The organism is Paraburkholderia diazotrophica, assembly GCF_038900755.1.
GTDB classification, from domain to species: domain Bacteria; phylum Pseudomonadota; class Gammaproteobacteria; order Burkholderiales; family Burkholderiaceae; genus Paraburkholderia; species Paraburkholderia diazotrophica_A.
In genome coordinates, this window is sequence record NZ_JBBPEN010000002.1 from 567,987 (window position 1) to 590,797 (window position 22,811).

The 22,811-nt window shown below is 65.6% G+C and carries 21 protein-coding genes and 1 riboswitch; of the genes, 18 read left to right on the plus strand and 3 right to left on the minus strand.

Annotated features, from left to right (window positions below; all coding sequences use genetic code 11):
* Positions 1 to 113 precede the first annotated feature (113 nt).
* A complete protein-coding gene (gene pepN / locus AABE10_RS07880; protein WP_342932710.1) occupies positions 114 to 2,816 on the minus strand; it encodes an aminopeptidase N in 2,703 nt (900 codons plus the stop codon).
* Positions 2,817 to 2,996: 180 nt separating this feature from the next.
* Between pepN and AABE10_RS07885 the strand changes: the two genes are divergently transcribed.
* Positions 2,997 to 3,692: a DUF4136 domain-containing protein gene (locus AABE10_RS07885; RefSeq protein WP_342932711.1), complete on the plus strand. Its 696-nt coding sequence runs from the start codon at positions 2,997 to 2,999 to the stop codon at positions 3,690 to 3,692.
* Between the two features lie 112 nt (positions 3,693 to 3,804).
* On the opposite strand, the gene AABE10_RS07890 is transcribed toward AABE10_RS07885, so the two are convergent.
* On the minus strand, positions 3,805 to 4,377 hold the full coding sequence (locus AABE10_RS07890) for a TMEM165/GDT1 family protein (RefSeq protein ID WP_342932712.1): 573 nt from the start codon (positions 4,375 to 4,377) through the stop codon (positions 3,805 to 3,807).
* Between the two features lie 55 nt (positions 4,378 to 4,432).
* Positions 4,433 to 4,616, minus strand: a riboswitch (yybP-ykoY riboswitch).
* 531 nt (positions 4,617 to 5,147) lie between these two features.
* Between AABE10_RS07890 and AABE10_RS07895 the strand changes: the two genes are divergently transcribed.
* The 17 genes from AABE10_RS07895 (at position 5,148) to AABE10_RS07975 (ending at position 21,835) form a co-directional block, all read left to right on the plus strand.
* Entirely contained in the window at positions 5,148 to 5,915 is a 768-nt protein-coding gene (locus AABE10_RS07895; protein WP_342932713.1) for a beta-ketoacyl synthase chain length factor, read from the plus strand.
* Positions 5,899 to 6,693 (plus strand): lysophospholipid acyltransferase family protein, encoded by a 795-nt coding sequence (locus AABE10_RS07900; protein ID WP_342932714.1) that lies wholly within the window; start codon positions 5,899 to 5,901, stop codon positions 6,691 to 6,693. The genes AABE10_RS07895 and AABE10_RS07900 overlap by 17 nt, the downstream gene beginning before the upstream one ends.
* Complete coding sequence (locus AABE10_RS07905) at positions 6,674 to 6,973, plus strand: phosphopantetheine-binding protein (protein WP_090868006.1); 300 nt, start codon at positions 6,674 to 6,676, stop codon at positions 6,971 to 6,973. The genes AABE10_RS07900 and AABE10_RS07905 overlap by 20 nt, the downstream gene beginning before the upstream one ends.
* Positions 6,970 to 7,227 (plus strand): acyl carrier protein, encoded by a 258-nt coding sequence (locus AABE10_RS07910; protein WP_087738017.1) that lies wholly within the window; start codon positions 6,970 to 6,972, stop codon positions 7,225 to 7,227. The genes AABE10_RS07905 and AABE10_RS07910 overlap by 4 nt, the downstream gene beginning before the upstream one ends.
* The gene (locus tag AABE10_RS07915) at positions 7,227 to 7,886 is read left to right on the plus strand and encodes a hypothetical protein (protein WP_428983275.1); all 660 of its coding nucleotides are present in this window, start codon (positions 7,227 to 7,229) and stop codon (positions 7,884 to 7,886) included. Before AABE10_RS07910 ends, AABE10_RS07915 begins: the two co-directional genes overlap by 1 nt.
* Positions 7,883 to 9,586, plus strand: a complete 1,704-nt coding sequence (locus tag AABE10_RS07920; protein ID WP_342932716.1) for an AMP-binding protein — start codon at positions 7,883 to 7,885, stop codon at positions 9,584 to 9,586. The genes AABE10_RS07915 and AABE10_RS07920 overlap by 4 nt, the downstream gene beginning before the upstream one ends.
* Positions 9,583 to 11,349 (plus strand): glycosyltransferase family 2 protein, encoded by a 1,767-nt coding sequence (locus AABE10_RS07925; RefSeq protein WP_342932717.1) that lies wholly within the window; start codon positions 9,583 to 9,585, stop codon positions 11,347 to 11,349. The genes AABE10_RS07920 and AABE10_RS07925 overlap by 4 nt, the downstream gene beginning before the upstream one ends.
* Positions 11,336 to 12,934, plus strand: coding sequence for an aromatic amino acid ammonia-lyase (locus tag AABE10_RS07930; RefSeq protein ID WP_342932718.1), 1,599 nt, complete (start codon positions 11,336 to 11,338; stop codon positions 12,932 to 12,934). The genes AABE10_RS07925 and AABE10_RS07930 overlap by 14 nt, the downstream gene beginning before the upstream one ends.
* The gene (locus tag AABE10_RS07935; protein ID WP_342932719.1) at positions 12,934 to 13,371 is read left to right on the plus strand and encodes a thioesterase family protein; all 438 of its coding nucleotides are present in this window, start codon (positions 12,934 to 12,936) and stop codon (positions 13,369 to 13,371) included. The genes AABE10_RS07930 and AABE10_RS07935 overlap by 1 nt, the downstream gene beginning before the upstream one ends.
* Positions 13,359 to 14,030 carry an outer membrane lipoprotein carrier protein LolA gene (locus tag AABE10_RS07940; protein ID WP_342932720.1) on the plus strand — a complete coding sequence of 224 codons (672 nt, stop codon included), beginning with the start codon at positions 13,359 to 13,361 and terminating at the stop codon, positions 14,028 to 14,030. The genes AABE10_RS07935 and AABE10_RS07940 overlap by 13 nt, the downstream gene beginning before the upstream one ends.
* Complete coding sequence (locus AABE10_RS07945) at positions 14,030 to 16,456, plus strand: MMPL family transporter (RefSeq protein ID WP_342932721.1); 2,427 nt, start codon at positions 14,030 to 14,032, stop codon at positions 16,454 to 16,456. Before AABE10_RS07940 ends, AABE10_RS07945 begins: the two co-directional genes overlap by 1 nt.
* Entirely contained in the window at positions 16,453 to 17,637 is a 1,185-nt protein-coding gene (locus AABE10_RS07950) for a beta-ketoacyl-[acyl-carrier-protein] synthase family protein (protein ID WP_342932722.1), read from the plus strand. The genes AABE10_RS07945 and AABE10_RS07950 overlap by 4 nt, the downstream gene beginning before the upstream one ends.
* A 36-nt stretch (positions 17,638 to 17,673) precedes the next feature.
* Positions 17,674 to 18,156, plus strand: a complete 483-nt coding sequence (locus tag AABE10_RS07955; RefSeq protein ID WP_342932723.1) for a beta-hydroxyacyl-ACP dehydratase — start codon at positions 17,674 to 17,676, stop codon at positions 18,154 to 18,156.
* Positions 18,153 to 18,878, plus strand: a complete 726-nt coding sequence (locus tag AABE10_RS07960; protein ID WP_342932724.1) for a 3-ketoacyl-ACP reductase FabG2 — start codon at positions 18,153 to 18,155, stop codon at positions 18,876 to 18,878. The genes AABE10_RS07955 and AABE10_RS07960 overlap by 4 nt, the downstream gene beginning before the upstream one ends.
* Positions 18,878 to 20,104: a beta-ketoacyl-ACP synthase gene (locus tag AABE10_RS07965; RefSeq protein WP_342932725.1), complete on the plus strand. Its 1,227-nt coding sequence runs from the start codon at positions 18,878 to 18,880 to the stop codon at positions 20,102 to 20,104. The genes AABE10_RS07960 and AABE10_RS07965 overlap by 1 nt, the downstream gene beginning before the upstream one ends.
* The gene (locus tag AABE10_RS07970; RefSeq protein ID WP_342932726.1) at positions 20,101 to 21,327 is read left to right on the plus strand and encodes a beta-ketoacyl-[acyl-carrier-protein] synthase family protein; all 1,227 of its coding nucleotides are present in this window, start codon (positions 20,101 to 20,103) and stop codon (positions 21,325 to 21,327) included. The genes AABE10_RS07965 and AABE10_RS07970 overlap by 4 nt, the downstream gene beginning before the upstream one ends.
* A gap of 79 nt (positions 21,328 to 21,406) precedes the next feature.
* Complete coding sequence (locus AABE10_RS07975; protein ID WP_342932727.1) at positions 21,407 to 21,835, plus strand: hypothetical protein; 429 nt, start codon at positions 21,407 to 21,409, stop codon at positions 21,833 to 21,835.
* A gap of 120 nt (positions 21,836 to 21,955) precedes the next feature.
* Here AABE10_RS07975 and AABE10_RS07980 read toward each other — a convergent pair whose 3' ends face one another.
* Positions 21,956 to 22,696, minus strand: a complete 741-nt coding sequence (locus AABE10_RS07980) for a class I SAM-dependent methyltransferase (protein WP_342932728.1) — start codon at positions 22,694 to 22,696, stop codon at positions 21,956 to 21,958.
* Between the last annotated feature and the right edge of the window lie 115 nt (positions 22,697 to 22,811).

The window sequence follows — 22,811 nt, forward strand, 5'->3', positions numbered from 1 at the left end:
CACCACCTGGCTGAACGGACTAATGCAAGCCGATTGGCGACAGCAAGTTCAGATGACCCGACGAAAAAAAGCCGGCACGTGTGCCGGCTTTTGACTGCCACGGATACCAAGGATCAGACCAAAGCTTTTTCGACAATCTCGCGCACGTCGCGCGACTTCGCGTGAGCCGCGACCTTCTCCAGCGCGGCGCGCATCTGCTCGCGCAGCGCGGGCGTGAAGCGCCGCCACAGTTCCAGCGCTCGCGCGAGACGGGCGGCGACCTGCGGATTGAGCGCGTCGAGCGCGATCACCTGCTCGGACCAGAACGTGTAGCCCGAGCCGTCTTCCGCGTGGAACTGCGCCGGGTTCGCCGAGCAGAAGCTGAAGATCAGCGAGCGCGCGCGGTTCGGGTTCTTCAGGTTGAATGCCGGGTGCATCATCAGCTTGCGCACGATGTCGATCACGGGGCGCTGTTTCGTGCCGCGCTGCATCGCTTGCAGCGCGAACCATTTGTCGATGACGAGCGGTTCGTTCTCGAAGCGGCGATAGAAGTCGTCGAGCGCGTCCGCGGCGGCCGCGCCGCCGTTCGATACCGCGGCCGTCAACAATGCCGAGAGCGCCGACGCGCGATCCGTCATGTTGTCCGCTGCGTCGTACTGCGCCTTCGCGAGACGCACGGCATCGGCGGGATCGTCGAGTTCCGCGAGATAGGCGAGCGCCAGATTTTTCAGCGCGCGATGGCCGGCCGCTTTCGGCGTGGGCTCGTACGCGCCCGGCGTCTGATGCCGTTCGTAGATGGCGAGCCAGTCGATCTTGAGCGCCGATGCGAGACGCTTGCGCACATACTGCCGCGCGCTATGCACGGCGGACGGGTTCGACTCGTCCATCTGCTCGGCGAGATACGCCTCCGACGGCAGCATCAACGCGAGTTCGCGGAACGCCGGCGACAACGTCTCGTCGTTCAGCACGCGGGCGAACGCGGCGACGACGGTATCGTCGAGTTCCAGCGTCTTGCCCGTTGCCGCGCGCTCGGCGAGCGTCAGCAGCTCGCGCGTCGCGAGTCGCTGGCCGGCTTCCCAGCGGTTGAACGGATCGCTGTCATGCGCGAGCAGGAACGCGAGCTCGTCGGCCGTGTAGTCGTATTCGACGACGACGGGCGCCGAGAAATTGCGCAGCAGCGACGGCAGCGGCTTTTCGGCGACATCGACGAACGTGAAGGTCTGCTCGGTCTCGGTAAATTCGAGCACGCGAGTCGATTGCGGCGACGCCGATGCTTCGCCTTCGAGGCGCAGCGGCAAGTCCTGGCCGTCCGCGCCGATCAGGCCGATCGCGAACGGAATCAGCAGCGGACCTTTCTGCGTTTCGCGCGCGGCCGGCGATGCGTCGCCGAAGCCCTGCGTGAGCTTCACGGCATAGCGTTTTTGCGCGGCGTCGTAGTTCGTTGCGACTGTGATACGCGGCGTGCCCGCCTGGCTGTACCAGCGCTCGAACTGCGCGAGGTCGCGGCCATTCGCGTCCGCCATCGCGTGACGGAAGTCGTCGCACGTCACCGCGTGACCGTCGTGGCGCTTGAAGTACAGATCCATGCCGCGCCGGAAGCCTTCTCGTCCGAACAGCGTCTGATACATCCGCACGACTTCCGAGCCTTTCTCGTAGACGGTCATCGTGTAGAAGTTGTTGATCTCGACATAGCTTTCCGGGCGGACGGGATGGGCCATCGGACCGGCATCTTCGGCGAATTGCATCTGACGCAGCACGCGTACGTCTTCGATGCGCTTCGTCGCGCGCGCTGCCTGATCCTGGCCGGAGCTGCCGCCGCTTGCCATATCCGCAGAAAATTCCTGGTCGCGAAATACGGTCAGCCCTTCTTTCAGACTCAACTGAAACCAGTCGCGGCAGGTGACGCGATTGCCCGTCCAGTTATGGAAGTATTCGTGACCGACGACGGCTTCGATATTCGAGAAGTCCGTATCGGTCGCGGTTTCGGGATTGGCCAGCACGTACTTCGTGTTGAAGATATTGAGGCCCTTGTTCTCCATCGCGCCCATGTTGAAGTCGCTGACGGCGACGATCATGAAGCGGTCGAGATCGAGTTCGAGGCCGAAGCGCTCTTCGTCCCAGCGGATCGAGTGGATAAGCGAATCCATCGCGTGGCGGGTCTTGTCGAGATCGTGCGCCTCGACCCACACCTGCAGCAGCTTTTCCTTACCGGAACTCGTCTTCACGCGTTCTTCGAGCGCGACGAGCTTGCCCGCGACGAGTGCGAACAGATAGCTCGGCTTCCTGAACGGATCTTCCCAGCGCGCAAAATGGCGGCCGTCGGGCAGATCGCCCTGTTCGAGCAGATTGCCGTTGGAGAGCAGCACCGGATATGTGGCTTTGTCGGCGCGCATCGTCACGGTGTAGGTGGCCATCACGTCGGGACGGTCGAGAAACCACGTGATGCGACGGAAGCCTTCCGCTTCGCACTGCGTGAAGAAGTTGCCGCTCGATACGTAGAGGCCCGAGAGCGTGGTGTTCGCGGCGGGATTGCAGATGCCCGTCACCGTCAGCTCGAACGAGTCGGGCACGTTGTCGACGGTCAGGCCATGTTCGTGCGCGTGCACGCCTGCATGAGGCTTGCCGTCGAGCGACGCGTCGACGAATTCCAGTTGCTCGCCGATCAGCTCGAGATGCGTGGCGCGCACGGCATCGGGATTGCGGCGGATGCGCATCGTATTCCTGACGACGGTGCGCTCGGGCACCAGATCGAATTCGAGCGCGACGGTATCGATGAGAAAGGCGGGCGGCGCGTAGTCGGCGCGGCGGATCACTTGAGGCGTTTCGGTATCGGCCATGGTGTCGTGACGGAAGGAAGCTCGAAGCCGGCGAGCGTCATGCGCAGGCCGGGCGGGTCGGACCATTGTACAAAGCCTCGGCCAATCGTGCGGACAGAACTTTTTACCGGCCGCCTGGGTCAGCGTATTATCGGGCCGCTCGCGCGGCAGACGCGGGCGACGATATCAACGAGGTAGACCATGAAGCTCGACCGATTGACCCGCCACGCGGCACTCGCGCTGGCGGCGCTCGCCACGCTGCTGGGGGGCTGCACGACCTATGTCACGACGCAGGTGACGGCCTTTTCCGACTGGAACGGCAGCGACGCGACGCGCACTTACGCATTCACGCGCGCGCCGGAGCAGAAGAACAATCTCGAACAGGCCACGTACGAACAGATCGTCGCGAACGAACTCGCGTTGCATGCGTTCCGGCAAGCCGATGCGCGCGACGCGCGCTATCTGGTGGCGCTTGCGTGGGGCATGCGCTCCGATACCGTGACCGTCGCGCAGCCCGTCTACTACTACAACCCGTGGCCGGGCCCGTACTACTGGGGAAGGCCATTCGATCCGTGGGGCCCGTGGGGTCCGTTCCCGCCTACTTATGTGAACCAGAGCTATCCCGTGTACACGCACCTGCTCGGCATTCGCATCACCGAGCGCGCATCGGGCAAGGAGGTCTATAACGTGACGGCGCGCAATACGGACGAGCAGTCGTCATTGTTCGCCGCGATGCCTTTTCTCGCGCGCAGCGCGATGTCCGATTTTCCGTTGAGCAACGGCGCGGTGCGCACGGTGAAGATTCCTCTGAACGCCAAAGACGGCGCGCCGAACGAGGTCGCGGCGGGCGGCGCGGCGCCACCGGCTCCGGCGTCGGGCGCGAAGACCGTCGAGTAAGCGCCGAAGGCCATCGAATAAGCGCGTTCTCGCGCGAGAAAAAAAGCCGCATCGTGTGAGCGATGCGGCTTTCTTGTTCAGTGGCGCCGCGCACTCGATGCGGCCCGCATCGTCAAACGCCGATGCCCAGCAGCGCCATTGCGCCCAGCACGACGAACATGATTGCCGCGATGCCGTGCACGAGTTTCGTCGGCAGCTTGTGGGCGAAGCGGTCGCCGAGCAGGATGGCCGGCACGTTCGCGATCATCATGCCGAGCGTCGTGCCCGCGACGACGCCGAAGAATTCGTGGAAGCGCGCCGCGAGCGCGACGGTCGCGATCTGCGTCTTGTCGCCCATTTCGGCGAGAAAGAATGTAACCACGGTCGCGCCGAACACGCCGAAGTGCGTGCGGCTGGTATTCGCTTCCTCGTCCTCGAGCTTGTCGGGCACGAGAATCCACAGGCCCATGCCGATGAACGAAGCGGCCAGCGCCCAGCGCATCACGGTCGGCGTGACGAGCGAGCCGAGCCACGCGCCGAGCGCGCCGGCGCCCGCATGATTGATGAGCGTCGCGGCAAGCACGCCGAGAATGATGGGGAGCGGTTTGCGGTAGCGCGCGGCGAGGACCAGCGAGAGTAGTTGCGTCTTGTCGCCGATTTCAGCGAGCGCGACGGCGCCGGTCGAGATCAGAAAAGCTTGTTCCACGTTTTTATTGATTCCCCGGGCCGAGATGTGTGCGAGCGACGACCCACGACGCGCCGGGCCCTAAAGCGGCGGTGGTGGATCATCGGTCTCGCCAGGCCAGAGGCTGCGTCTGCCATGGCCATACGGCCAAGTCTGTTGACAGGCGCCCCCGTGATTCATGCGCGCTGCGCTCGCTGTTCGGGCTGACCGAACCGTTGCGCGGACATGAAACGGGGCGGCTACTCCCCAATGAGCGTCGGAGTATAGCACGGGCCCCGTACGGCAGAGCTGTGCTTCGGGCAGCCTGCGGCGCCTCTTCGCCCGCTTACAACAGGCCGTTGCGACGCGGAGCACGAATGTCGATTTTTAACGGAATTGTCGTATGCGCCCCACTGGAATGGGGAAGTAACAAAACGCGTGCTACTGTTGCGTCCCTGCGTTCGGCCGGGCGCGGCGAAACCCCGTCGGAACAGGCTGCGGCCTGACGGGAAACGCAGGAAAACGCGTTCGTCGCGCGCAAGAGACGGATACAGATGGATACGTCTTTCCTGGCTGATTTCGGCCAGAATGCTCTGTATCATTTCGGGCGGCCGAGGTAATGACCAGACGAAAGCCCGGTTTTGGCATTCCGCCCTAAATAATCATCGCTGCGTGCCGTTATTTCGGTGACTTCTTAAAACAATTCCTGGAGTCATCTTGGCGTCGCGCCCCGCCCCGGAGTAGCGCGCCTCACGTGCTGTCGACGGCAGGCGCGCCCACGGCGCCAGCAGCCTTCACGCGCGAACACCGATATGCCCGATCTGCACTGGACAATTCCGGTTGCTCGCTGGTCTTCGTGGCCTGCCGTCGCAGCCGTCGCCCCCGACATTGGCTTCATCGAGCCGATGGTGCGGCGTCGTCTGAGTACGCTGTCGCGGGTCGCGCTGAGGGTCGCGCACGATTGCGTCGCCGGCTACCCGAACGTACGGATCGTTTTCGCCTCGCGCCACGGCGAGCTGCGCCGCACGACCGATATCCTGCGCAACATCAGCGCGGGCGAGCCTGTCTCGCCGACTTCTTTCAGTCTTTCCGTGCTCAACGCGATGACGGGCGTGTTCGGCATCTCGCGCGGCGACCGCACGGCGGCGAGCGCGCTGTCCGCGGGCGCGGAGACGCTCGGTTACGCGCTGCTCGAAGCGCACGCGCAATACGCGACCGATCCTTCGACGCCCGTATTGCTCGTATACGCCGACGAGCCCGCCGATCCCGCCTACGGCACGATCGAAGAGGAAGTGCAGGGCGGCGCGCTCGCGATTCTGCTCGAAGATTCCGCGGCAACCGGGCGGCTGACCTGTGCACGCACGGCGACGACGGCCGCCACAACAACCGTCGATACAACAACCGCCGATACAACCGCCCCCACAGCCGCCGCTACGAACACACCGCAAGAAGCACCGTGGGGCACCGTCTTTGCGACGCAGAGTCAGGCCGTGCATCACTGTCTCGACACACGCACGGACGCGCAGTGGCGCGGCGAGCACGCCGCCTGGGCATGGAGCTGGCATGAAGGCGTGGCTTGACTATCACTGGCGCCTCGTCGCGACGGCGCTCGCGTTCACGGCGTTCGGCATCTGCGGACTCGGCTTTTCGCTGATCCTGTTCCCGATCGCGTGGATCTGGCCGCATCGCGCGTCGAAGCAACGTGCCGTGACGGCGATCATCCATGCGTTCTTCCGCGCGCTCGTCGCCGTGCTGCGGCGGGCGGGCGTGATGGAGCTCGACGTGCGCGGCATAAAAGCGCTGCGCCGCGACGGTGAGGGCCCCGTCATCGTCGTCGCGAATCATCCGACGTGGCTCGACGTGATGGTGCTGCTGTCGCTGACCCCGCATGCGTGCTGCGTCGTGAAAAGCGCGCACTGGGGCAATCCGTTTTTCTGGGGCGTCGTGCGTGCGGCGGAGTACGTGAGCAACGCGGACCCCATCGAGCTCGTCGACGCGGGTGCGCGACAACTGGCGCGCGGCTACACGATGATCATCTTTCCGGAAGGCACGCGCAGCCCGGCGCGCAACCGGATGCACGCTTTTTCGCGCGGTTTCGCGCATATGGCGCTCAAGTCCGGCGCGCCGATCCTGCCCGTCCTGATGGACTGCGATCCGCCGGCATTCACGAAGGGCATGCGCTGGTACGACGTGCCCGCGCGCGCGTTCCGCATGCGCGTCAACGTTCTGGAACCCGTCGGCGCGGACGGGCTGGCGGCGCACGACGAACCGCCCGCGCTCGCCGCGCGCGCGGTGACGAGCGCAATCGAAGCACACATTACCCGGCACCTGTTCGACTATGGATTCTTTAAAGCTTGAAATCAAACAGCTTCTGATCGAAGCGCTCGATCTGGAAGACCTGACGCCCGCCGACATCGACGACGATGCGCCGCTCTTCGATACCGACGGCGTCGGGCTCGATTCGATCGACGCACTCGAGATCGGCATCGTGCTGCGCAAACACTATCAACTGACGATCGCGGCGAACGACGAACGCACGCGAGAGCACTTCCGCTCGATCAATACGCTTGCAGCGCTGGTGGCGAGCCAGCGCGAACTGGCGCATGAGTCGGGCGAAACCACCAAGAAAGGGGAATGACCGTGACCGACACCGAGATTCTTGAGCGCATCCGCGCGATCTTCAAAGAAAACTTTGCGATCGAGCCCGAACGCGTGACGCCCGACGCGCATCTGTTCGAAGAACTCGACCTGGACAGCATCGACGCCGTCGATCTCGCGATCAAGCTGCAGGAGATGACGGGCCGCCGGATCAAGCCGGAGGAGTTCAAGTCGGTGCGCACGGTCGGCGACGTGATCGTCGCTGTCGAGTCGCTGCTCGCGGCGCAGGGCTGATGCACGCGCAACGTTCGCACGCACGCGACGGTTCGGACGAGGCGCACATGCAGGCCTCGAATCAGCGCGGCTGGACAGGCCTCGTGCTCTCGATCGTCGCGAAGCTCGCGTATCCCGCCGTCATTTTGTGCGCGTGGTTCTGGGACACGCCGCGCTATGTCGGCTGTCTGCTGTTCGCGCTGCTGTGGTTGCAGCGTTGCGCAGGCACGGGCGCGTTCGGCGCGTCGCTGCGCAGGCTCACGCGCGTCGACTGGAGCGTCGCGTTCATGCTGAGCATCGCATCGGCTGCCATCGTGTGGACTAACAGCGAACTGTTGCTGCGCATCTATCCGTCGCTGGTGAATCTCGGTCTGCTGATCGCGTTCGGCGCGACGCTCGTGCGCGGGCCGACGATGATCGAAAAATTCGCGCGCATCGGCACGCCGGATCTCGGCGAGCCCGCGATCCGCTATACGCGCCGCGTGACGCAAATCTGGTGCGTGTTCTTCGTGCTCAACGGCGCGTTCTCGTTATACACCGCGCTGTACTGGTCGCGCGAAGCGTGGTCGCTGTATAACGGCGCGATTGCGTATGGACTGATCGGCGTGCTGCTGGTGGGCGAAATCGCATGGCGCTATCTGGTGATCCAGCCGCGCGCGCGTCGTTCGGAGGCGGCATGATCGCGTTGCACGATCTGCTGTCCTGCGGCCATGACGCTCGCGTGCCTGTCTGCCGCAACACGCCTCGCGACGGCGACGCCGACGCCACGATCGAGTTCGCGTCGTTCCGCGCGCGCGTTGCCGCGATCGCCTCGCAACTGCGCGGCACGCAAGCGCGACGCTACGCGCTGTGCATCGACGATCCGTTCGACTTCGCGTGTGCGTTGTTCGCGCTCTTCGCATGCGGCAAAGAGCCCGTGATTCCGGCGAACGCCACGCCCGGCTATCTCGCCGATCTGGCCGACGCCTACGATGCCGTGCTGACGGATGCGGATGTCCGCGCGCATGCCGACGCGCAAGCAGACGCACCGGTTGCATCGCCTGCGATCGATCCGAACGCGCCGCTCACGCTTTACACATCGGGCAGCAGCGGCACGCCGAAGCCGATCCACAAGACGCTCGCGCAATTCAACGCCGAGGTGCACACGCTCGAACGCGAGTGGGGCGCTCTCATCGGCGATGCGACGATGCTTTCGAGCGTGCCGCATCATCACATCTACGGCTTGCTGTTTCGCGTGATGTGGCCGCTGGCGGCGGGACGCGCATTCGATCGTGCCGTCTGCAACGAGCCGCATCACGTGCAGTCGCGTATCGAGCAATGCGGCGCGGCCGTGGTCGTATCGTCGCCGGCGCAACTGTCGCGCTGGCCCGCGTTGCCGGGCTTCGCTGCGTTGACGCCTGCGCCGCGCGCATTCTTTTCGTCGGGCGGGCCGCTTTCCGCCGAGGCCGCCGCCGAATACACGGCGGCATTCGGCAGCGCGCCGATCGAGATCTATGGCAGCACGGAAACGGGCGGCATCGCGTGGCGCCGGCGGAACGAGACGGCGGCGTGGCAGCCCGTCAACGGCGTCGAAGTGCGGCGCGGCGAAGACGGCGCGCTCTTCGTGCGCTCGCCGCATCTCGGTCACGCCGACTGGCATCGCACCGACGACGCCATCGCGTTCGACGACGACGGGCGCTTTCGTCTGCAAGGACGGCTCGATCGCGTGATCAAGCTCGACGGCAAGCGCGTGTCGCTGCCCGAAGTCGAAGCGCGTCTCGCGCTGCATCCGTATGTCGCGCAGGCGTGCGTGGTGCCGCTCGCGGGCGCGTCGCGCGAGCGTGTCGGCGCCGTCGTCGCGCTCAACGATGCGGGCAGCGACGCGCTGCGCAGCGAAGGACGCGTCGCGCTCGCGAAAACGTTGCGCCGCCATCTCGCCGCGTATTTCGACGTGGTCGTGCTGCCGCGTCACTGGCGCTTTCGCATCGCGTTGCCGTTCGATGCACGCGGCAAGCTGCCCATCGCGGCTGTGGCCGCCGCGTTCGACGCGCGTGCGGAAGGCTTCGAACTGCTGTCGGAAGCGCGCAGCGGCGACGATCTGCACTACGCGCTACGCGTGCCGCCGACGCTCGTGCATTTCGATGGCCACTTTCCCGGCCTGCCGATTCTGCCCGGCGTCGTGCAGCTCGACTGGGCGATCCGCCTCGCCGCCGAGCATGTGACGGGCGTGCGCGACATCGAGTCCGTCGATCGCCTGAAGTTCACCGCGCCCGTGATGCCGGGGGCGATGCTCGATCTGAAACTGTCGCACGATGCGGCGCGGCGGCGCGTGCAGTTCACGTTTCGGCTCGACGGACGCGACTGCTCGTCGGGCATTATCGTGTATCGGGAGCGCGCATGAGCGAGGTCGCCTTCGCCGCGTGCATCGTCATTCCGATCTACAACCACAAGGATGCGATCGTCGGCACGGTCGAACGTCTGATCGTGCATGGCCTGCCCATCTTCGTCGTCGACGATGGCAGCGACGAGGCGACGCAAGCCGTGCTCGCGAAGCTGGCTTGCCAGTATCGCCATCACATGACGCTGCTGCGCCTGCCCGTCAACCGCGGCAAAGGCGCGGCCGTGATGGCGGGACTGCGCGCGGCGAAGCGGGCCGGCTACACGCACGCATTGCAGATCGACGCCGACGGACAGCACGACGCGAACGACGTGCCGCTGTTCATCGCTGCCGCGCGCGCCGAGCCGGGCGCCGTGATTCTCGGCCGACCTGTCTATGACGAGAGCGTGCCAAAGGCGCGTCTGTATGGCCGCTATCTGACGCACGTGTGGGTGTGGATCGAGACGCTGTCGTTCACGATCCGCGATTCGATGTGCGGCTTTCGTCTCTATCCGCTCGATGCCGCGTGCGCGTTGGTCGACAGCGTCGATCTGCCGACGCGCATGGACTTCGACATCGAAATTCTCGTGCGCTTGTACTGGCGGCGTCTCGCGTTCCGCGCGATTCCGACCCGCGTCACGTATGCGACGGATGGCGTCTCGCACTTCGACGTGGTGTGGGACAACGTGCGCATCAGCGCGAGCCACACGCGGCTCGTGTGCGGGATGCTGCTGCGTTTGCCGCTGTTGCTCGCGCACAAGTTCATGCCGCGCAAATCCACCGCTGTTGCGAGCCGCGACGACGCGAAGTGGTGGCGCATCGCCGAACGCGGCAGCCGCCTCGGCATGACGCTGCTCGCCCTCAGTTGCAGGCTGTTCGGCATGCGCTTCACTGCGCTGTGGCTGCATCCCATCGTCGCGTATTTTCTGCTGACGGGCCGCGCCGCGCGCGATGCTTCACGAAACTACTTCGCGCATCTCGCCCATTCGACGCAAGGCGAGCGCACGCCGCGCCCCGGCTGGGGTTCCGCGTACCGGCACATGCTCGCGTTCGCGCAATCGGGGCTCGACAAGCTCGCGGCGTGGTCGGGGCGCATCGGCTCGGACGATGTCGTGTTCGACGACGCGTCCGCGTTCGAAGCGCTCGTCGCGAGCGGGCGGGGCGCGCTCGTGATCGGCGCGCATCTGGGCAATCTCGAAATGACGCGCGCGCTCGCGTGGAGCGGCGGTCATGCGAAGGTCACGGCCATCGTCTATACCGAGCACGCGAAGCGCTTCAACAGCGTGCTGTCGACGGCGAACAGCGAGTTCGCGAAGCGTCTCGTACAAGTGAGCGACTTCGGGCCCGAGACGTCGATGATGATGCAGGAGCGCATCGATGCGGGCGAACTGCTCGTGATCGTCGGCGATCGCGTGCCCGCGCGCGAATCGGGCCGCACGACCGACGCGCAGTTTCTCGGCGCGACCGCGCCGTTCGCGCAAGGGCCGTATGTGCTCGCGCATGCGCTCGGTTGCCCGGTGTATCTTTTCTTCTGCCTGAAAGAGCGCGATGAACGAAACCGCGAGCGCTATCGCCTGTATTTCGAGCCGTTCGCCGAGCGCATCGACCTGCCGCGCCGAGAGCGCGCGCAACACATCGCGGCATGGGCGCAGCGCTACGCGTCGCGGCTCGAGCACTATTGCCGCAAGGCACCTTATCAATGGTTCAACTTTTTCGATTTCTGGGCGCGTCCCCGAAAGGCGATAACGGGTGGTATCCCGCACGGAGACGCGAATGTCAGAACATGATCTGATCGACAATGCGCACGCTGGTGCCGCCGATGCCGCGCGTGTAACAACGCCGCGCGCAGTGGTGGTCGGCGGACGCAGGCTGTCGATCGAAGAGGTCGTCGCGATTGCGAAGGGGCGCGCGAACGTCGCGCTGACCGGAGACCCCGCATGGCGTTCGCGCATCCAGCGCGGCGCGGACTTTCTGCGCCGTCATCTCGCTGCGGGTGAAACGGTGTATGGCGTCAACACGGGCTATGGCGATGCATGCATCGTCGACGTGCCGATGGAACTCGTCGAAGCGCTGCCGCTGCAACTGACGCGCTATCACGGCTGCGGCATGGGCGCGTATCTCGACGACGCGCAGACGCTCGCCGTGATCGCCGCGCGTCTGAACTCGCTGGCGCATGGGTTTTCCGGCGTGCGTCCGGTACTGCTCGAACGGCTCGCCGATCTGATCAATCATCGCGTGCTGCCGCGCATTCCTGCCGAAGGGTCGGTCGGCGCGAGCGGCGATCTCACGCCGCTATCGTATGTGGCCGCGGCGCTCGTCGGCGAACGCGACGTGATGTTCGACGGCACGCTTCGCGATGCCGCGGGCGTATGGTCACAGCTCGGCCACGCGCCGCTGACGCTCGCGCCGAAGGAAGGTCTCGCGCTGATGAACGGCACGGCTGTGATGACGGGGCTCGCGTGCCTCGCGTTCGCGCGCGCCGGGCATCTCGCGCGACTTGCCGCGCGCCTGACGGCTCTCGCGACGGTCGCGCTCGACGGCCGCGCCGCGCACTTCGACGCGCTGATCTTCGAAGCGAAGCCGCACGCGGGGCAGGCCGACGCGGCCGCATGGATACGCGCGGATCTCGCGGGCCGCGACGACACGCCGGGCCATCGCTTGCAGGACCGCTATTCGATCCGCTGCGCGCCGCATGTGATCGGCGTCGCCGTCGATGCGCTGTCGTGGGTGCGGCGCGACGTCGAGAACGAACTCAACAGTGCCAACGACAATCCGCTGATCGATCCCGATGGCGAGCGTGTGCTGCACGGCGGCAACTTCTACGGCGGCCACATCGCGTTCGCAATGGATGCATTGAAAACAGCCGTCGCGAATCTTGCCGATCTGATGGACCGGCAACTGGCGCTGCTCGTCGACGACAAGTTCAACAACGGCTTGCCGCGCAACCTGTCGGGCGCCACGTCGGCGCGCGCGCCGATCAATCACGGTTTCAAGGCGGTGCAGATTTCGTCGTCGGCGTGGACAGCGGAAGCGCTCAAGCACACGATGCCCGCGAGCGTGTTCTCGCGTTCGACGGAAGCGCACAACCAGGACAAAGTCAGCATGGGCACGATCGCCGCGCGCGACTGCCTGCGCGTGCTCGAACTGACCGAGCAGGTCGCTGCCGCGCACACGCTCGCGACGGTGCAGGCGCTGGAACTGCGCATGCACATCGACGGCGCCACGTTTGTGCCCGCGCCGCTGCGCGCGTTCGCTGCACAGGTCGCGGCGCTGTCGCCGTTCGTCGACGAAGACCGTGCGCTCGAAAGCGATCTGCGCGCGCTGACGGCGCGCATCGCCGCTTGCACGCTCATAGAAAGCGGAGGCGCGTGATGAACGAGCGTCTTCACGGCAAGACACTGACGGTGAGCGCGCTCGTCGAAGTGCCGTTTCATGACGTCGACGCGATGAACGTCTGCTGGCATGGCCATTATCTGAAGTACTTCGAGATCGGCCGCGCCGCGTTGTTGCGCGCATTCGACTACGACTACGGCGAGATGCAGGCGTCGGGCTATCTGTGGCCGATCGTCGAGGCGCATCTGAAATACGTGCGGCCCGCAACCTATGGCCAGCGGCTCGACGTGCGCGCGGAACTGCTCGAATTCGAAAACCGCCTGAAAATAGGCTATCAAATCGTCGATTGCGCGACGGGCGCGCGTATGACGAAGGGCTACACAATCCAGGTGGCCGTCGATGCCGCCACGCAGGAATTGCAGTTCGTGTCGCCGCCTGTCGTGTTCGAGAAGCTGGAGCGCGCATGGGCACGCTGACACTTCGCGCGATGTCGATGGCTGCATCGCTTGTCGTAAGCGCGAGCACGCTGACGACCGCACACGCCGCAGCGCCGACGCAAGCGCAAGCGCAAAACGCCAACGCAGCGCTCGTCTCGCAGATCGCCGCGCGTCTCGCGCAAGCGAAGGGCGTGCGCGCGCAGTTCACGCAGACGCAGACGCTCTCCGCGATGAAGCAGCCGCTCGTCAGCACGGGCTCGCTCGTGTTCTTTCGCGAGCGCGGCGTGATCTGGCGCATCGACACGCCGTACAAGGCGACCTACGTGATCGGCGACGCGGGCGTGAGCGAAGTCGATGCGAACGGCAAGCGCATCAATACGAAGAGCGCGCAAGGCGTGCGTGGCGTCGCGCAGGTATCGAAGATGATGCGCGCGATGCTCGGCGGCGATCTGTCCGCGTTGTACTCGCAGTTCGACGTCGATGCGCAAGGCACGCCGTCGCAATGGAAGCTCGAACTGAAGCCGAACCAGCCGCAACTCGCGCAATCGATCAAGGGGTTGCAGATGACGGGCGGTGAATTCCTGCAAACGCTGCGCATCGCGCTCGCAAACGGCGACGTCACGCAGATCGAGTTCGCGAAGAGCGAAGCCGTCAGCGAACCGGCGCCCGGCGAACGCACGCTGCTCGGAGCGCAATGATGCTGCTGGCGCGACAGTGGACGAAGACGCAGCTGTGGAGCATCCGGGCCGCCTGGCTCGTGCTCGCGCTCGCCGCTTCGCTTTACTGCGTCCATCGCTTCATGGGGCCGTCGCCGCTGGAAACGAATCTGCTCGCGCTGCTGCCCGCGACGGAAGCCGACCCTGTCGCCGAAAAGGCCGTCGATACGCTTGCCAACGCGCTCGGCGACCGTACCGTGTTCCTCGTCACGAGCCAGGACGCCGATCGCGCGAAAGCGGCTGCGAAAGAGTTCGGCGCGGCGCTGCAAAAGAGCGGCGCGTTCGGTTCGGTGACGGCGGAGCTGCCGCCGTTCGACATGTCGCAGATCGGCGCGCTGTACATGCCGTATCGCTTCGGCCTGCTGACGCGCGACGACCGCGATGCGCTCGCAAGCAACACGGTGCCGTTGCACGACGCGCTGATGCAGCGCATCTACAACCCGGTGCGCGGCCCGCTCGCAACGCAGCTCGCCGACGATCCGTTCGGCTGGCTCGAACACTGGCTTTCAGGCTTGCCGCTCGCGACGTCGAATCTCGATCTCGAAGACAACATGCTCGTCGCGCATCGCGGCGACAGGACGAGCGTGCTCGTCGTCACGACGCTGCCGGGCTCCGCGTACGAAACGCAGACGCAGCGCGCGGTGCTGTCGGCCGTCGCGCAGGCCGAGGTGTCGCTGAAGGCGAGCCATCCCGATGCGCACGTCGCGCGCACGGGCGCCGTGTTCTATGCGGAAGCGGCGCGCGCCGCGTCGGAACGCGAAGTGCATCTGATCGGCGTCGCGTCCGCGTGCGGCATCGCGTTGCTGATGCTGTGGGTGTTCCGCTCGCCGCGTCTGCTGCTGCTCGGCTTCGTGTCGACGGCGCTCGGCATCGTATGCGCGCTCGCCGCGACGATGCTCGTGTTCGGCAAGCTGCATCTGCTGACGCTCGTATTCGGCGCAAGCCTGATCGGCGAGGCCGTCGATTATTCGATTCAGTACTTCGTCGTCTATCTCGGCGCGAGGCGAGGGGACGGAGGCTGGAATGCGCGGCAAGGCGCGCGCTCGGTGCGGCCCGCGTTGAGCGTCGCGCTTGCGACGAGTCTGCTCGGCTACGCGATCCTCGCGTGGGTGCCGTTCCCGGCGCTCAAGCAGATCGCGTGCTTCGCGATCGCCGGCATCTGCACGGCGTTCGCGTCCGTGCTGTGGCTGCTGCCCGTGCTGCTCGTCAAAGGGCCGAAGCGCGCGCAACGGCGTCTCTTCGTGCGTGCAGCCGCGCTGCTCGCGCGCTGGCATGCGGTGATCGGCGGACGGCGCGCGTGGATTGTCGCGGGCTTGCTCGTGCTCGCCGCGATCCCTGGCTGGCTGCGCCTGACGAGCGACGACGACATCCATCTGCTGATCCAGCGCGATGCGTCGCTGGTCGCGCAGGAAGATCAGGTGCGCAATGCGATCGGCGTCGACAACACGGCGCAGTTCTTCGTCGTGCGCGGTCCGTCGCAGGAAGTGGTTTTGCAGCGCGCGGAAGCGCTCGGCGCGAAGCTCGATGCATTGAGCGGCGCGCAATCGGTGGACGGCTGGCAATCGGTCACGCAGTTCGTGCCGTCGGCGCAACGCCAGGCCGATGCACATGCCGTGCTCGCGCAGCATGTGTTCGCCGATCCCGCCGCATTGCGTTCGATGCTGCTGCAAGCGGGCTTTCGCGATGAAGTCGCCGATGCGTGGCTCGCTTCTTACGCGAAGTCGAATGCCGCGCCGCTGACGGTCGACCAGTGGCTCTCGGCGCAATGGTCGCAGCCGTATCGTCATTTGTGGCTGGGCGCGGTGGACGCACGCGGTCAACGGGGCTATGCGGCCATCGTGATTCCGCAGCGCGTGACGCCCGAGAACGTTCGAGCGTTGACGACCACCGCGCGTGCCGTCGAGGGCGTCGTGTTCGTCGACAAGGCGGCGAGCGTGTCGAAGCTCTTCGGCGCGTATCGCGTCGATAGCGGCATCTGGCTCGCGCTGGCGCTGCTGTTCGTGCTGGTGCTGCTGATGGTGCGCTACAAGCCGCGCGGCGGCATCGCGACCACGCTGCCCGTGTTCCTCGCGATCGGCGTGACGCTGGCCGCGTTCGGTTACGCGCGCGTGCCGCTCAATCTGTTCAACTGTCTCGCGCTGATGCTGGTGCTCGGCGTCGGCGCAAACTATGCGGTGTTTCTGCGCGAAGGCTGCCTGCGCGACGACGCCGATCTGGGCGCCGTGTGGACGGGCGTGCTGCTGTCCGCGGCGACGACGCTGCTGTCGTTCGGCATGCTAGGCATGAGCGAGATGCCCGCATTGAAGAGTTTCGGTGCCACGCTGGCGCTCGGCATTCTCGTGTCGGTGCTGCTTGCGCCGATCGGGATGCCGCATCAGGAAAGATCCGCAACGAGGAGAGCCGCATGACGCTGCCATCTGTTTATTTGCATGCGCTCGGCATGGTGAATGCGCTCGGCGGCGACGTCGATTCGATCGTGCCCGCGCTCGCAGCGGCGCAATCGCCGGGCATGGGGCTGATGCACACGGGCATCGGCGATGCGTTCGTCGGCCGCGTATCGACGCCGCTCGACATCGAGCCGCCCGAACGGTTGAAGCGCTTCGACTGCCGCAACAACCGCATGCTGCTCGCGGCGCTCGCGCAGATTCGCCCCGCGATCGAAGCGGCGCGCGAGCGCTACGGCTCGCATCGCATCGGCGTCGTGCTAGGCACGAGCACGTCGGGCATCGATGCGGCGGAAGTCGCGTTCGTTCATCAGGCGCAAGCGGGACAACTCCCGGACAACTTCAACTACCGGCAGATGGAGATCGGCACAGCCGCGCCGTTCGCGGCCGCCGCGCTCGACGTGCAGGGCCCCGCGTTCACGATTTCGACGGCGTGCACGTCGAGCGCGAAGGCGTTCGTGTCGGCGCGCCGTCTGTTGCAACTGGGCCTGTGCGACGCGATGATCGTCGGCGGCGTCGATACATTGTGCGAGCTGACGGTGCAGGGCTTCGCGTCGCTCGAATCGACGAGCATCACGCGGACCAATCCGATGAGCCGCAATCGCAACGGCATCAACGTCGGCGAAGGCGCAGCCGTGTTCCTGATGACGCGCGACGAAGGCGAAGTGCGCCTCGCGGGCGCGGGCGAATCGAGCGACGCGCATCATGTGTCCGCGCCGGACCCGCATGGCGTCGGCGGCGAACTCGCGTTGCGAGACGCGCTGAAGGACGCGGGCATCGAAGCGTCGGCGATCGCGTATGTGAATCTGCACGCGACGGCCACGCGCAAGAACGACGACATGGAAGCGCATCTGATGGCGCGCGTGTTCGCGAACGGCGTGCCCGCAAGCGGCACGAAGCCGTTCACGGGGCACCAGCTCGGCGCGGCGGGCGCGACGGAACTAGGCTTCGCATGGCTCACGCTCGCGCGCGACGGCGTCGCGATGCCGCGCCATCAATGGGACGGCGAAGCAGACCCCGCGTTGCCCGCGCTCGATCTCGTGCAGGACGAGCGGCATGTGCCGCACAACGGCGGCACGCGGTACGTGATGAGCAATTCGTTCGCGTTCGGCGGCAGCAACGTCAGCCTGATACTGGCGCGCTGAGCCGCATCGAATGCCACGCAGCGAAAACATAACGACATGACGGCCACACTTGAGACCAACGAAATTTTTCCGCCGATCGACACGATCCTGCCGCATCGCGGCACGATGCTGTTGATCGACGGCGTGAGCGCGTGCAGCGACGTTGCGCTGACGGCCCATGCAGCCGTGCGCGGCGATACATGGTACGCGGACGGAAACGGCGCGATGCCCGCGTGGATCGGCATCGAGCTGATGGCGCAGGCGGTGGCCGCGCACATCGCGCTGCTCGCGATGCGTGCGGGCGGCCATGCGCGTCCGGGCGTGCTGCTCGGCACGCGCAGCTACAAGGCACACGTGAGCGCGTTCGCGCGCGACGCGCAACTCGCGATCGGCGCGCACGAGGTGCTGCGCAGCGAAGAGGGACACAGCGCCTACGAATGCACGATCGATCATGACGGCGCGCGCTGTGCGGAGGCCGTCATCAAGGTGTTTCAACCGGGCGATTTTCAGACGTTCATCGAAGGGAGTCTCAGTACATGAGCCGGCGAGTTCTCGTAACGGGCGCGAGCCGCGGCATCGGCCGCGCGATTGCGTATCAACTGGCCGCCGACGGTTTCGCCGTCTCCGTGCATTGCCGCACGGGCCGCACCGAAGCGGAAGCCGTCACGGCGGGCATCGCGGCGCAGGGCGGCTCGGCGCGCGTGCTGCAGTTCGACGTGCGACAGCGCGCTGCGTGCCGTGAAGTGCTGGAAGCGGATGTGGCCGCGCACGGTCCGTACTACGGCATCGTGTGCAGCGCGGGCGTGACGCGCGACGCCGCGTTCCCCGCGCTCACCGACGAAGACTGGGACGTCGTGATCGAAACGGGGCTCGACGCGTTCTACAACGTGATCCATCCGCTGACGATGCCGATGGTCCGCGCGAAGAAGGGCGGCCGCATCGTGACGATCGCGTCGGTGTCGGGCGTGATCGGCAATCGTGGACAGGTGAACTACAGCGCGGCAAAAGCGGGGCTGATCGGCGCGACGAAGGCGCTCGCCGTCGAGCTTGCGTCGCGCGGCATCACGGTCAACTGCGTGGCGCCCGGGCTGATCGAAACGGGCATGCTCGACGACGTGCCGCTCGATCACGCGTTGAAGACCGTGCCGATGAACCGTGTCGGTCAACCGGCTGAAGTCGCGTCGGTGGTCAGCTTTCTGATGTCGGATGCGGCCTCGTATGTGACGCGCCAGGTGATCGGCGTCAATGGCGGGATGATCTGATGAAGCGAGTCGTCGTTACGGGCATGGGCGGCGTCACGGCGCTCGGCAGCCGCTGGGACGAGATCGAGGCGGCATTGAAGGCGGGCCGCAACGCGGTGCGGCGCATGCCGGAGTGGGACTACTTCGAGTCGCTGCATACGCGCCTCGCGTGTCCGCTGCCCGCGTTCGAGCAGCCCGCGCAATGGCCGCGCAAGAAGACGCGCTCGATGGGCACGGTGTCGATGTACGCGGTGCGCGCGAGCGAACTGGCGCTCGCCGATGCAGCCCTCGCTGACGATGCAACCATCAAGGACGGCCGCATGGGCGTCGCTTATGGCTCGTCGTCGGGCTCCGTCGAGCCGATACGCGCGTTTGGCGCGATGCTCGAAACGGGCGCGATGACCAACGTCACGTCGAACAGCTACGTGCAGATGATGCCGCACACGACGGCCGTCAACGTGAGCCTATTCTGGGACCTGAAAGGCCGCATCGTGCCGACGTCGTCGGCGTGCGCGTCGGGCAGCCAGGCAATCGGCTATGCGTACGAGACGATCGCGACGGGCAAGCAGACGCTGATGCTCGCGGGCGGCGCGGAAGAACTGTCGGGGCCAGCGGTGGCCGTGTTCGACACGCTCTATGCGACCAGCACGCGCAACGACGAGCCGCATCTGACGCCGCGTCCGTTCGATGCGAAGCGCGACGGTCTCGTGGTCGGCGAGGGCGCCGCGACGCTCGTGCTCGAGGAGTACGAGCACGCGAAAGCGCGCGGCGCGACGATTCACGCGGAGATCGTCGGCTTCGGCTGCAATTCGGATGGCGCGCACATGACGCAGCCGACGGCGAACACGATGGCGCGCGCGATGCAGCTCGCGCTCGACGACGCGAAGCTCGACGCGCAGGCCATCGCGTATGTGAACGCGCACGGCACGTCGACGGATCGCGGCGACATTGCCGAGAGCGAGGCGACCGCGCAAACCTTCGGCGAACGCATGCCGATTTCATCGCTGAAGAGCTACGTCGGCCATACGCTCGGCGCGTGTGGCGCGCTCGAAGCGTGGTGGACGATCGAGATGATGAAGCGCAACTGGTATGCGCCGACGTTGAATCTCACCGACGTCGATCCCGCCTGCGCACCGCTCGATTACATCCGCGGCGAGGGGCGCGGCATCGACGCGGAATACGTGATGAGCAACAACTTCGCGTTTGGCGGCATCAACACGTCGCTGATTTTCAGGCGCGTTCGATGAGCGGTCAGCGATCCTTGCAGCGTGTCGTCGTAACGGGCATGGGCATCGTATCCTGTCTCGGCAATACGCTCGATGAAGTCAGCGCCGCGCTGCGCGAAGCGCGCAGCGGCGTCACGCATATCGATGCATGGCGCGCGCGCGGTTTCGGCTCGCAGGTCGCGGGCGTCGCGTCGGTCGCGGACGAGCCGCCGTTCGACCGCAAGCTCGAACGCTTTATGGGCGATACCGCGCGCTTTGCCTGTCACGCGGCGCGCAAGGCCATCGACGATGCCCGTCTCGATCCCGCTGCGCTGCGCTCGTCCGATACGGGCGCCGTGATCGGCTCGGGCGTCGGCGCAATGTCCGCGTATGACGAAGCGGTGGCCGTGGCCAATGCGCGCGGTATCGATAGAACGCCGCCCTATACGGTGCCGCAGGCGATGAGCAGCACGGCGTCGGCGAATGTCTCGCAGGTGTTCGGCATCGAAGGCGTCGCGTATTCGCCGTCGTCGGCCTGCACGACGTCGACGCTTGCAATCGGCCAGGCGATGCAGCTGATCCAGACGGGCCGTCAACAGATCGTGCTCGCGGGCGGCAGCGAATGCCTGCACGACAACATGACGCTGATGTTCGACGCGATGCATGCGCTATCGCGCCGCTTCAACGACACGCCCGCGCGCGCGTCGCGGCCATACGATACGGCGCGCGACGGCTTTGTGATCGGCTCGGGCGGCGGCGTGCTGGTGCTCGAAGCGCTCGATCACGCGCTCGCGCGCGGCGCGCGCATCTATGCGGAGCTGACGGGCTTCGGTCACGGCACGGATGGCGCGGGCATGGTGACGCCGCACGCGCCGGGCATTGCGCGCGCGATCGAGGCCGCGCTCGATGAAGCGAGTGCGCGCCCCGACTACGTGAACACGCACGCGCCATCGACGCCGCTCGGCGATCTCGAAGAATTGCGCGCATTGCAAACGGTATTTGGCTCGGACGTGCCGCCGTTTTCGTCGACGAAAGGACTCACGGGGCATCCGCTCGGCGCATGCGGCGCGCACGAAGCAATCTATACGCTGCTGATGATGCGCGACGGTTTCATCGCGGGCACACCGGGCATCGAGCATATCGAGCCGTTGGCACAGGCGCTGCCGCTCGTGCAGGCCACGCGCGATGCGCGCATCGATACGGCGATGTCGGTGTCGTTCGGCTTCGGCGGCAGTTGCGCGAGTTTGATGTTCGCAAGGATCTGACCGCCGCCTGTCGGGACGAATCACAGGCACACGCGTGCAGTACGCACGATACGAACAACGATAAAAGGAAGTCGAACAAATGAAAACGAAAATGACGCTGGGGCTGGTGGCGGCCGTTCTGTTGACGCAGGCGGGCTGCACGACCAAGATCAGATCGCTGCCGATGCCGGCTGCGGTGCAGACACAGAACACGCAAGACGTCGCGCTCTATTTCGGCGACGACGCGCATCCGAGCGTCAAGCAGACGTTCGGCAACAAGGAGTTTGCGGTGCGCGTGAACCGCCAGCCGGAAAACAGCAAGGAGGCAACCTGCAATCTCGCACTGACGAAGGCGCTTCAACAACTGCGCGACTATGCGCGCGAGCATCACGCGAATGCCGTCATCAACGTGAAGACGCGCTTTCAAAGCACGATCACGGCATCCGCGACGGAGTTCACTTGCGGCGCGAGTCTGAATGGATCGACGCTTGCCGTGCGCGGCGATATCGTGACGCTCGAAGCGAACTGAGCGTGCTGTGCGAAAGCGCGACGGCGTTCTCCCACGGAGCAGGCGCGACGGTTGCCAACGCGTGACTAACGCGTGAGGACGCCGCCGGGCACAGCCGATGCCTGGCGCCCTTCGATACGATCAAGCCGTCTTGACGGCCACAACGTTGACGAGTGTTTCGCGGCGCTTGCCGGGTTTCGGCGTATAGATGCGCAGACGTTCGAGCAGCCCGAAATCTTTTGCGCGGCTCCACCACAGATACGGCAGCGACACGTTGCGCGCGCCGAACGTGAAGCCGCCTCGACGGATCATGTCGAGATAGCCATCCGCGCTCTTTTGCACGTGCATCGGGTGACGGAAGAGCAGGCGGATCACCCACGACTTGATGTAAGCGTCGGTGGATTCGGCGAACAGCAGCACGCCACCAGGCTTCAGCACGCGGCGGAATTCGGCGAGCGCGCGCTCCTGTTCGACGAGGTGATGGAACGTCTGATGGCAGAAGACAATATCGGCGCTTGCATCAGGCAACGGCAGGTTCGCGCAGTCGCCGTGCAGCAGGTCGATGTGCGTTGAACGGGTATCCGCGTGATTGCGGCAGTTGCGAGCGGATTGCGCGGCAAGCCCGAGCGACGGCCGATGAAAGTCCACGCCGACGATGCGCGCCGGCTTGAACGTTTGCGCGAGCAGCCGGAATGAAATACCCTGGCCGCAACCGGCATCGACGATCACGGGCGAAGCGGGCAGCGGCGTATCGATCAGGCGTTTCAGATCGTTGATCGCGACGCGCAGCACATGATGTTCCCAGGTATGGGTGCGGAGGAACCAGACGCCGAAGGCCGTCTCCGGGACGAAGGGCACGCTGGATGTTTCGGTGGACTGCACGTTGTTCCCCGTGAATCGTTGGTCCTGGTTTGATTTCTTGATGATTGCGCGACATTGTAATCGCTGGCGGGTCTAGCGGATGTCGCGTGTGCAATACGTAATGACGGGTTATCTG

What these genes read in the sequence shown, in the direction of transcription:
- AABE10_RS07950 (WP_342932722.1), top strand. Translation starts at nt 16,453, where the DNA reads ATGACGCTGCCATCTGTTTATTTGCATGCGCTCGGCATGGTGAATGCG.
- AABE10_RS07915 (WP_428983275.1), top strand. Translation starts at nt 7,227, where the DNA reads ATGCACGCGCAACGTTCGCACGCACGCGACGGTTCGGACGAGGCGCAC.
- AABE10_RS07945 (WP_342932721.1), top strand. Translation starts at nt 14,030, where the DNA reads ATGCTGCTGGCGCGACAGTGGACGAAGACGCAGCTGTGGAGCATCCGG.
- pepN (WP_342932710.1), bottom strand. Translation starts at nt 2,816, where the DNA reads ATGGCCGATACCGAAACGCCTCAAGTGATCCGCCGCGCCGACTACGCG.
- AABE10_RS07925 (WP_342932717.1), top strand. Translation starts at nt 9,583, where the DNA reads ATGAGCGAGGTCGCCTTCGCCGCGTGCATCGTCATTCCGATCTACAAC.
- AABE10_RS07955 (WP_342932723.1), top strand. Translation starts at nt 17,674, where the DNA reads ATGACGGCCACACTTGAGACCAACGAAATTTTTCCGCCGATCGACACG.
- AABE10_RS07910 (WP_087738017.1), top strand. Translation starts at nt 6,970, where the DNA reads ATGACCGTGACCGACACCGAGATTCTTGAGCGCATCCGCGCGATCTTC.
- AABE10_RS07970 (WP_342932726.1), top strand. Translation starts at nt 20,101, where the DNA reads ATGAGCGGTCAGCGATCCTTGCAGCGTGTCGTCGTAACGGGCATGGGC.
- AABE10_RS07965 (WP_342932725.1), top strand. Translation starts at nt 18,878, where the DNA reads ATGAAGCGAGTCGTCGTTACGGGCATGGGCGGCGTCACGGCGCTCGGC.
- AABE10_RS07920 (WP_342932716.1), top strand. Translation starts at nt 7,883, where the DNA reads ATGATCGCGTTGCACGATCTGCTGTCCTGCGGCCATGACGCTCGCGTG.
- AABE10_RS07930 (WP_342932718.1), top strand. Translation starts at nt 11,336, where the DNA reads ATGTCAGAACATGATCTGATCGACAATGCGCACGCTGGTGCCGCCGAT.
- AABE10_RS07975 (WP_342932727.1), top strand. Translation starts at nt 21,407, where the DNA reads ATGAAAACGAAAATGACGCTGGGGCTGGTGGCGGCCGTTCTGTTGACG.
- AABE10_RS07900 (WP_342932714.1), top strand. Translation starts at nt 5,899, where the DNA reads ATGAAGGCGTGGCTTGACTATCACTGGCGCCTCGTCGCGACGGCGCTC.
- AABE10_RS07905 (WP_090868006.1), top strand. Translation starts at nt 6,674, where the DNA reads ATGGATTCTTTAAAGCTTGAAATCAAACAGCTTCTGATCGAAGCGCTC.
- AABE10_RS07895 (WP_342932713.1), top strand. Translation starts at nt 5,148, where the DNA reads ATGCCCGATCTGCACTGGACAATTCCGGTTGCTCGCTGGTCTTCGTGG.
- AABE10_RS07940 (WP_342932720.1), top strand. Translation starts at nt 13,359, where the DNA reads ATGGGCACGCTGACACTTCGCGCGATGTCGATGGCTGCATCGCTTGTC.
- AABE10_RS07885 (WP_342932711.1), top strand. Translation starts at nt 2,997, where the DNA reads ATGAAGCTCGACCGATTGACCCGCCACGCGGCACTCGCGCTGGCGGCG.
- AABE10_RS07960 (WP_342932724.1), top strand. Translation starts at nt 18,153, where the DNA reads ATGAGCCGGCGAGTTCTCGTAACGGGCGCGAGCCGCGGCATCGGCCGC.
- AABE10_RS07935 (WP_342932719.1), top strand. Translation starts at nt 12,934, where the DNA reads ATGAACGAGCGTCTTCACGGCAAGACACTGACGGTGAGCGCGCTCGTC.